The sequence below is a fragment of the Aminobacter sp. P4_D5 genome, from assembly GCF_056401815.1.
The window spans coordinates 1-527 of sequence record NZ_JBFUIP010001352.1 but is presented as its reverse complement, the minus strand read 5'-3'; the positions used below and the strand labels follow the sequence as shown (position 1 = coordinate 527).

The window sequence follows — 527 nt, the reverse complement described above, 5'->3', positions numbered from 1 at the left end:
GATCACGCCCGCATCCTCCCAGGTGTTCATGCTGGTGCGGTCCAGCATCTTCTGGCCCGGGAAGGCCGCTGATATCTCGTCGAACATCGGGCCCGAGAAGCTCTTCTCGGCGACGGTGGTGAGGATGCTGGTGACGCCGAAGCCGTGGGCCGCGTTCGCCACCAGCGCGGCGTTGTTGCGCAGCACGACGGCGTCGATGGACTTCGTCGCGAAGGCCATCTGCGACTGGAAGTCGATCATGATCAGCGTATGGTCGGAGGGGGTAAGCAGCAGCTTGCCCGGGGTCGGGGTGGCGTTCGGCATGATCTTGATCCCTTGTTCTCTGCGGCGTGCGATAAGCCACGGCGCGCATTAGAAACCCATCGCGGCCCGGTACAACCAGTTACCCGACGATCACTAGCGAAACGGCGACAGGGAGCTTGCACATGAGTGACGCCATGGAGCCGCAGGTGCGACCCATCACGAACGGCTGCGCCGTGGACCAGGTGCTGAAGTTCCTCAGCCGCGAATGGCTCGCCCATGTGGTC

At 63.6% G+C, this 527-nt stretch carries 1 protein-coding gene; it reads right to left on the bottom strand.

Translation table 11 applies throughout. The features are described from left to right. A partial coding sequence (locus AC1DWF_RS38355; RefSeq protein ID WP_476843631.1) for a cysteine hydrolase family protein occupies positions 1 to 303 on the bottom strand: 303 nt, incomplete at its 3' end. Positions 304 to 527 lie beyond the last annotated feature (224 nt).